Below are 6,269 nucleotides of genomic sequence, written 5' to 3'. Positions count from 1 at the left end.
GTGAATGTCCACACAGATTTCTTGTTTTGATTGTTAAAGAGCGTTGATGCCTTATTTCGTGCACCGCCGTTAGACGCTAGGTCGTTGGCTTGGGAGGCGTATTTTACGCTTTCCCGTGTTGGCGTCAAGTGTTTTTTCAAACTTTCTTTTCGCCGTTGAATTGTGTGTTTTGAAGCACTTAATTCAACCTAACTCGGTGACCGCTTTCGCTGCCTGCCGTGTCAGTGGATGCGCATTATAGGCACCATGAGATTTAGTGCAACCCCTTTTTTTAGGTTATTTGTTGTTTTCGACTTGTTTGCAGATAATTTAGCCTGACCAGCCAGTTTTTAAGCATTATACTGTCAGAAACCATGAAAATATAAGGATTGTTATGTCGACTAATGTAAGAACTTACCAAGGAATACACCCTAATTTAGCTGATAACGTCTATGTTGATGAGTCAGCTGTGCTTGTCGGTGACATAAAATTAGATCATGACGCGAGTGTATGGCCTTTAGTTGCTGCCCGTGGAGACGTTAATAAAATTCGTATCGGTAAACGCAGTAATGTTCAAGACGGCAGCATATTACATGTTACCCGTAAATCTTCGGCTAACCCAAATGGCCATCCTTTGATTATTGGTGACGATGTGACGATTGGTCATAAGGCAATGCTTCATGGCTGCCATATTGGGAACCGGGTCTTGATTGGTATGGGCGCTATTTTACTTGATGGTGCAGTAGTAGAAGATGATGTCATTGTTGGTGCTGGCTCTTTGGTACCACCAAACAAAGTACTACAGAGTGGTTTCTTATATGTAGGAAGCCCTTGTAAACAGGCTAGACCGCTAACGGATGCTGAACGCGCCTTTTTACCTCAATCAGCTGATAATTATGTACGTTTAAAAAATGAATACTTAGTAGATTTACTGCAATCTAGTTAATTCCTCTTACAAAATGGGCTGCAATACTAGTGAGTCCATTTTGTTTCTGTTATAAATCATTATCGTTGCAATCTATGGTTGGTATTTTCTATTTGCTCCTTAGCAACTAATGATGGATGACAAGCTAGGACGTTAACTTCTACCCACACCAAGTTATCAATGATTGTAAAGTAATAGCTAAATTTGCCGAAGCTTAGTTTTTTGATATTGAAGTTGTAATGTCATATCAGCTCCGTTTAACAAGGATGATGTTGTGCAGATAAAAAATAAGCTAAATACCCAAGAGCTTACTCAAATAGATGTAAAGCAGCATATCTGGCAGCTGATAATTCCTTTAGTACTGATTAGCATCATTCTATTTATTATTTTCGATAATCAGCAAGACTACCTCTATTTGGGTTTCTTTGTTGGTGGTTACCTTATTAGTTATGTCATTAGCCATTTTATGCATAAACAAAATATGCAGCGCCTATGGCGACACATGGAACAGATTTTACGTATCAATGACACTACCTATGAGTTAGTTAAGGTATCCAGTCAATATGAATCTGAACAAGCCTTTCTCGATGCGTTACTACAAAAAGCGATTACAGCCGTTGACGATGCAGAAATGGGTAGCATTATCTTAGTTGATAACCATACTGATAGATTGCAATTTGGCTCGGTCGTTGGGCTTGATATTGATAAACTTCGCCGGATTAACTTTACCTTAGAAGAAACCTTTCTCTATAGATTGACCAAAGGACGCTTAGATAAAACCGTCACCATTAATAATATGCGCAACATCAATGCTAAAAGCACCCTGACAGATGATGACCAATTTGTTTTACTCAATGCGTCGTCTAAACCTATTTGTTCGACATTATCTAGCCCTATTCGTATTGATGGCGAGCTTTATGGAATGATGAACTTAGACAGCAGCATGATGGAAGCTTTTGGTGAATACGACATAAGCTTAGTGAACATACTCACCTATGAAGCAGCCAATGCGATTTCACTTTATCAAAAGTCGAAAGAAATTGAGATTATGGCTAACTACGATGGCTTAACCCAATTGTATAACCGTAAAAAGTTTGATGAATCGGTTTTGCAATGGCAGCACGACTCGGCATTAGCAAGCTACATTGTGATTTTGGATATGGATAATTTAAAACCGCTAAACGATCTGTATGGACATCAGGCTGGTGACGATGCTTTAAAAGCATTCGCCCAATCACTGAAATCGATTTGGCATCCAGCTTTCTTAGTGGCTCGCTATGGTGGAGATGAGTTTATTGCTTTATGCCATGGTCCGCTTGAAACATTAGAAACGCAAATAATCCAAATCCAAAAAGAATTGAGCCAACTGAGTTCCGCGATTTACTTCAGTTATGGTATTGCGCAATATCAGCAAGATTGGAACAAATCATTTAAGCAAGCTGACAGTAATATGTATCAACAAAAACGCTTAAAAAACCAAAGAGTATCGCTCTAAAATAAGTTGATGACGACAAAAATTGAGGATAACTAAAATTCAATATCGCCATTATCGGTAAATGCTTCTTGGCTTATCAGTTCTTCAGCTTTATCTTCTAGATCGAAACGACATTGCTCAAACAAGCTGGCAGCATTGTGTTGGCTCACCACTTGTGACTGACATAACGCTGAAATCGTCGCAAAGCTAACGTAACAGTTAATATTGACGCCTTGTTGTTGAGCAACGAACCTAACGTTATCAGCTCCGACAAAGAGTTGGTCACCAAAAATCACGCTTTGATTCATTACTCTGCAGCCTTTTGTGCCAATTGTTCACGCAACTTGCGTATTACAGGGCCTTTATCTGGGGTTACACCGCGCCATAAACTAAAACTCGCCGCAGCTTGTCCGACTAACATGCCTAAACCATCTGCGGTTTTACGCGCATGCAAAGCTTGAGCCCACTGATTAAATCCTGTGGTTTGCTGGCTGTAAGTCATGTCGTAACAGTCGGTTGTGGCATCAACAATGGCGTCGGGCAATGCAATAAGTTGACCAGATAAACCCGCAGATGTTGAGTTGATAACCAAATCAAACGGAGAAATTAGCTCATCAATCGGTTTGGCAAAAAAATTACCATATTCATTGAACAGGCTTTGCAGCTCTACCGCTTTTTCATGGGTGCGATTACAAATAACCAATTGCGCAACATTGTGTTGCAGTATCGGTAAAATACAGCCTCTCGCGGCGCCACCAGCTCCCACCAGCAACACACGTTTACCTTTTAAGGGACCAAACAGCATTTCTAAATCGTTAACCAACCCCACACCGTCAGTATTGTCGCCACCAATTTTACCATTGGGCAAATTGAACAGCGTATTGACCGCACCTGCCAACTTAGCCATATCACTGAGTTCATCGCACATGGCAAACGCTTGCTCTTTAAAAGGCGCAGTAACATTGGCTCCTTTACCACCATTGGCAAAAAACTCAGTTAATGAAGTAGAGAATTGATCTACCGGTGCCAAAATTGCTTCATAGCTCATATCTTGTTGAGTTTGCTTAGCAAACTCGCTATGAATCAATGGTGATTTACTTTGGGCAATCGGATTACCAAATACAGCATACTTATCGGTCATCAAAAACTCTCTTCATTGGTATTAAGTCTATCTAACGATACGCGGCTGGCATATCGGTTTTTTTCAAATAGCGATCTCGTAATTCATCTTGACGACTGTGCAAAGATTGCTCTTCACCTGCTATCCACATTTTTTCAATACGAGTGCTAAATTCAAACGGGTCGCCACTCCACAATACTAAATCAGCAGGCTTACCCACTGCAATACGCCCACTGTCTAGATGAAAAATATCTGCAATGTTGGCCGTCAATGCCGCTAACGCATCGTTGTAATCCATGCCATTAGCAACTGCATTACCCGCACTATAACGTAATGCATAAACGCTATGACTGTCACCGGGTAAGGCAATAGCCACTTTGACACCTGCTTTTGCCAACTTACCGGCATTTTCAAGAGAGTTATGTAGCGAATCAAAACTCTCTGGCAGATTGCGCATCGCATCAATAACAACCGGAATATTGGCTTGGGCTAATGGTTCTGCAACTAAAACGGCATCGGCACCATTAACAATAATCAAATCCAGCTCGAAGTCTTGTTTAAGCTTAATTAAATGAATAATATCGCTAGCGCGGTCAACAGCAACAATCAACGGTATATCACCGGCTAATACTGCCGAAATGATGCTGTCCTCACGACTCGGCTCGTCGCTATCATCTTTATCTGACTTATTGGCTTTTTGGGTTTTGGTAAGTGTTTTTTGGGTATCTTCAAGCTGATGTATAAGTTGCTGCATTCCCGTGGCGCGCGAACCCTCATCGGTTGCGCCTAACTCAACATATAAGCCGGTGTTGTTTGCGATAACGCTATCAAAATCGCCACTTAAATCGACCACAAATGTTTGACCAGCAAAAATACTCTCTCCGCCGCCTGATGTGACAATATTGCGAGTAATCCCACCCTTGCGAGCAAATGTGATAGTGCTCGCTAGAGGGTTAAACGCAAAGCTAGGATCAAAACCGATATCGGCTTCTTTATCTCTGGCATCACGAGATGTTGCTACCGCGCCTACTTCAACCAATCCCATGTCATTCATCGCTGCAATAAAGCCAGGTGTTAATATAGCCCCTTTGGCATCGATAACACTGTCAGTTTTAGGGTTGTTGGGATTAATGGCAGCAATCGTACCGTTTTCGATCACCACAGTAGCATTGTTTAACACGCCCTGTTCGGTTGCGGTATGCACTGTGGCATTGATAATCGCTAGGCTTTCCGCTTGAGCCACATTCGCACCAAATGCCAAGCTAATAGATAGGCTCAAAGCAAGCGCTGATTGAGTAAATAATGTCATTGTCTTGCTCCTTATTGTTGACCTAACATAAAGTCACTTTGCGCCTGATAGGCTGGGTCTTGACGGTCATACACTTTGGCTCCATCAATAAACACTTTTTCAGCTTGGGCATACACACTAAACGGATTGGTATTCCAAATGACCACATCAGCATTTTTACCAGGCTCGAGTGAGCCAGTTTTATCGTCAATGCCTAATGATTTAGCAGCATTTGAGGTAATCCAACCAATCACATGTTGCTCTGTTAACTCAAAACCATTGTCATTTGCGGCGTGCATAATTTTAGCGGTTTCTTGGTTTAAACGTTGAATGGTGACACCTGAATCAGAATGCACAATGGCACATGAGTTTTTAATCGCATCAACCATGGCGACATTTTCTAGCACCATATCATAAGCTTCTAGCTTAAAGCCCCACCAGTCTGGCCACATAGCGGCACAGTTGCGATTTTCAGCCAATAGGTCTGCAATTTTATAAGCTTCTACTGCATGGTGGAATGTCCCTGCGTGATAACCAAACTCTTTACCTAAGTCTATCATCATTGCTATTTCTTCGGCTTTGTAGCAGTGGTTATGAATGAGAATATCACCTTCAAGCACACCTTTAAGGGTGTCTTTCATTAAATCGCGCTCTGGCGCGACCGGGTTTTTACCTGCGGCGTAGTCTGCATCGTATTTGTCCCATGCGCGTTTGTATTCTGTTGCTTGAATAAAAGCAGTGCGATAGCCGGCCATATTTCCCATGCGGGTCATGGGTAATTCATTACGGCTACCATAGAGGTTTTTAGGATTTTCACCGCAGGCCATCTTTAATCCGTAAGGTGCCTGGGGGAATTTCATCGCCTGCATTGTTGCCGCTGGGACATTTTTTAATGTCACCCCACGCCCACCTATCAAGTTGGCAGAACCGGGTAAAATTTGCAGTGTGGTAATACCGCCTTCTCGAGCACGGTTAAAGCCAGGATCCTGTGGCCATACGCTGTGCTCAGCCCAAACCTCAGCAGTAACAGGGTTGGTCATTTCATTACCATCATTATGAGATTCAGCATTAGGGCTTGGATAAACCCCTAAGTGTGAATGCACATCAATAATACCAGGAGTAATCCACTTACCTTTAGCATCAACAACCACCGCGCCGTCAGCAACAAGCTGCAGGCCTACTGCGCTTATCTTGCCATCTTTAATCAACACGTCAGCATCCTCAAGACGCTCACCAGTACCGGTTAATACAATGGCATTTTTAAGTAATGTCGTTGAATTAGGTAGTACCTGATAGGTGCTAGGATATGGATTAACATTGATAGTCACTTGTGGATCTTGTTGTTCTGCAGGGCTACAACCGACAATTGCAGCAGATAACGCCACAGCAACCAAAGCTGGCATTCGTTTGGCCATTGAGATCTCCTTTCTTATTTTGCGACAAATCTAACCAAGTTACCTGTTGAAATACAGTGTAATCGTTA

The 6,269-nt window shown here is 42.2% G+C and carries 6 protein-coding genes; 2 read left to right on the top strand and 4 right to left on the bottom strand.

Going from position 1 to position 6,269, the window contains the following annotated elements; translation table 11 throughout:
- The first annotated feature begins 373 nt into the window (after positions 1 to 373).
- Together IEY42_RS07715 and IEY42_RS07710 are read left to right on the top strand one after the other, a co-directional pair.
- Complete coding sequence (locus IEY42_RS07715; RefSeq protein ID WP_188924716.1) at positions 374 to 925, top strand: gamma carbonic anhydrase family protein; 552 nt, start codon at positions 374 to 376, stop codon at positions 923 to 925.
- 253 nt (positions 926 to 1,178) lie between these two features.
- A complete protein-coding gene (locus tag IEY42_RS07710) occupies positions 1,179 to 2,399 on the top strand; it encodes a sensor domain-containing diguanylate cyclase (RefSeq protein ID WP_188924715.1) in 1,221 nt (406 codons plus the stop codon).
- 32 nt (positions 2,400 to 2,431) lie between these two features.
- Here IEY42_RS07710 and IEY42_RS07705 read toward each other — a convergent pair whose 3' ends face one another.
- From IEY42_RS07705 to IEY42_RS07690, 4 genes are read right to left on the bottom strand one after another with little or no spacing between them, the layout of a single operon-like run.
- On the bottom strand, positions 2,432 to 2,686 hold the full coding sequence (locus IEY42_RS07705) for a DUF1488 family protein (protein WP_188924714.1): 255 nt from the start codon (positions 2,684 to 2,686) through the stop codon (positions 2,432 to 2,434).
- Positions 2,686 to 3,519, bottom strand: coding sequence for a shikimate dehydrogenase (aroE, locus tag IEY42_RS07700; RefSeq protein ID WP_188924713.1), 834 nt, complete (start codon positions 3,517 to 3,519; stop codon positions 2,686 to 2,688). Before aroE ends, IEY42_RS07705 begins: the two co-directional genes overlap by 1 nt.
- Before the next feature lie 31 nt (positions 3,520 to 3,550).
- The gene (locus tag IEY42_RS07695; RefSeq protein WP_188924712.1) at positions 3,551 to 4,807 is read right to left on the bottom strand and encodes an amidohydrolase family protein; all 1,257 of its coding nucleotides are present in this window, start codon (positions 4,805 to 4,807) and stop codon (positions 3,551 to 3,553) included.
- An 11-nt stretch (positions 4,808 to 4,818) separates the two neighbouring features.
- On the bottom strand, positions 4,819 to 6,201 hold the full coding sequence (locus IEY42_RS07690; protein WP_188924711.1) for an amidohydrolase: 1,383 nt from the start codon (positions 6,199 to 6,201) through the stop codon (positions 4,819 to 4,821).
- Positions 6,202 to 6,269: the final 68 nt, after the last annotated feature.

The organism is Shewanella algicola, from assembly GCF_014648035.1.
GTDB classification, from domain to species: Bacteria; Pseudomonadota; Gammaproteobacteria; order Enterobacterales; family Shewanellaceae; genus Shewanella; species Shewanella algicola.
Note: the sequence above shows the minus strand (reverse complement) of the source record. Positions and strands in the feature narration are given on the sequence as shown.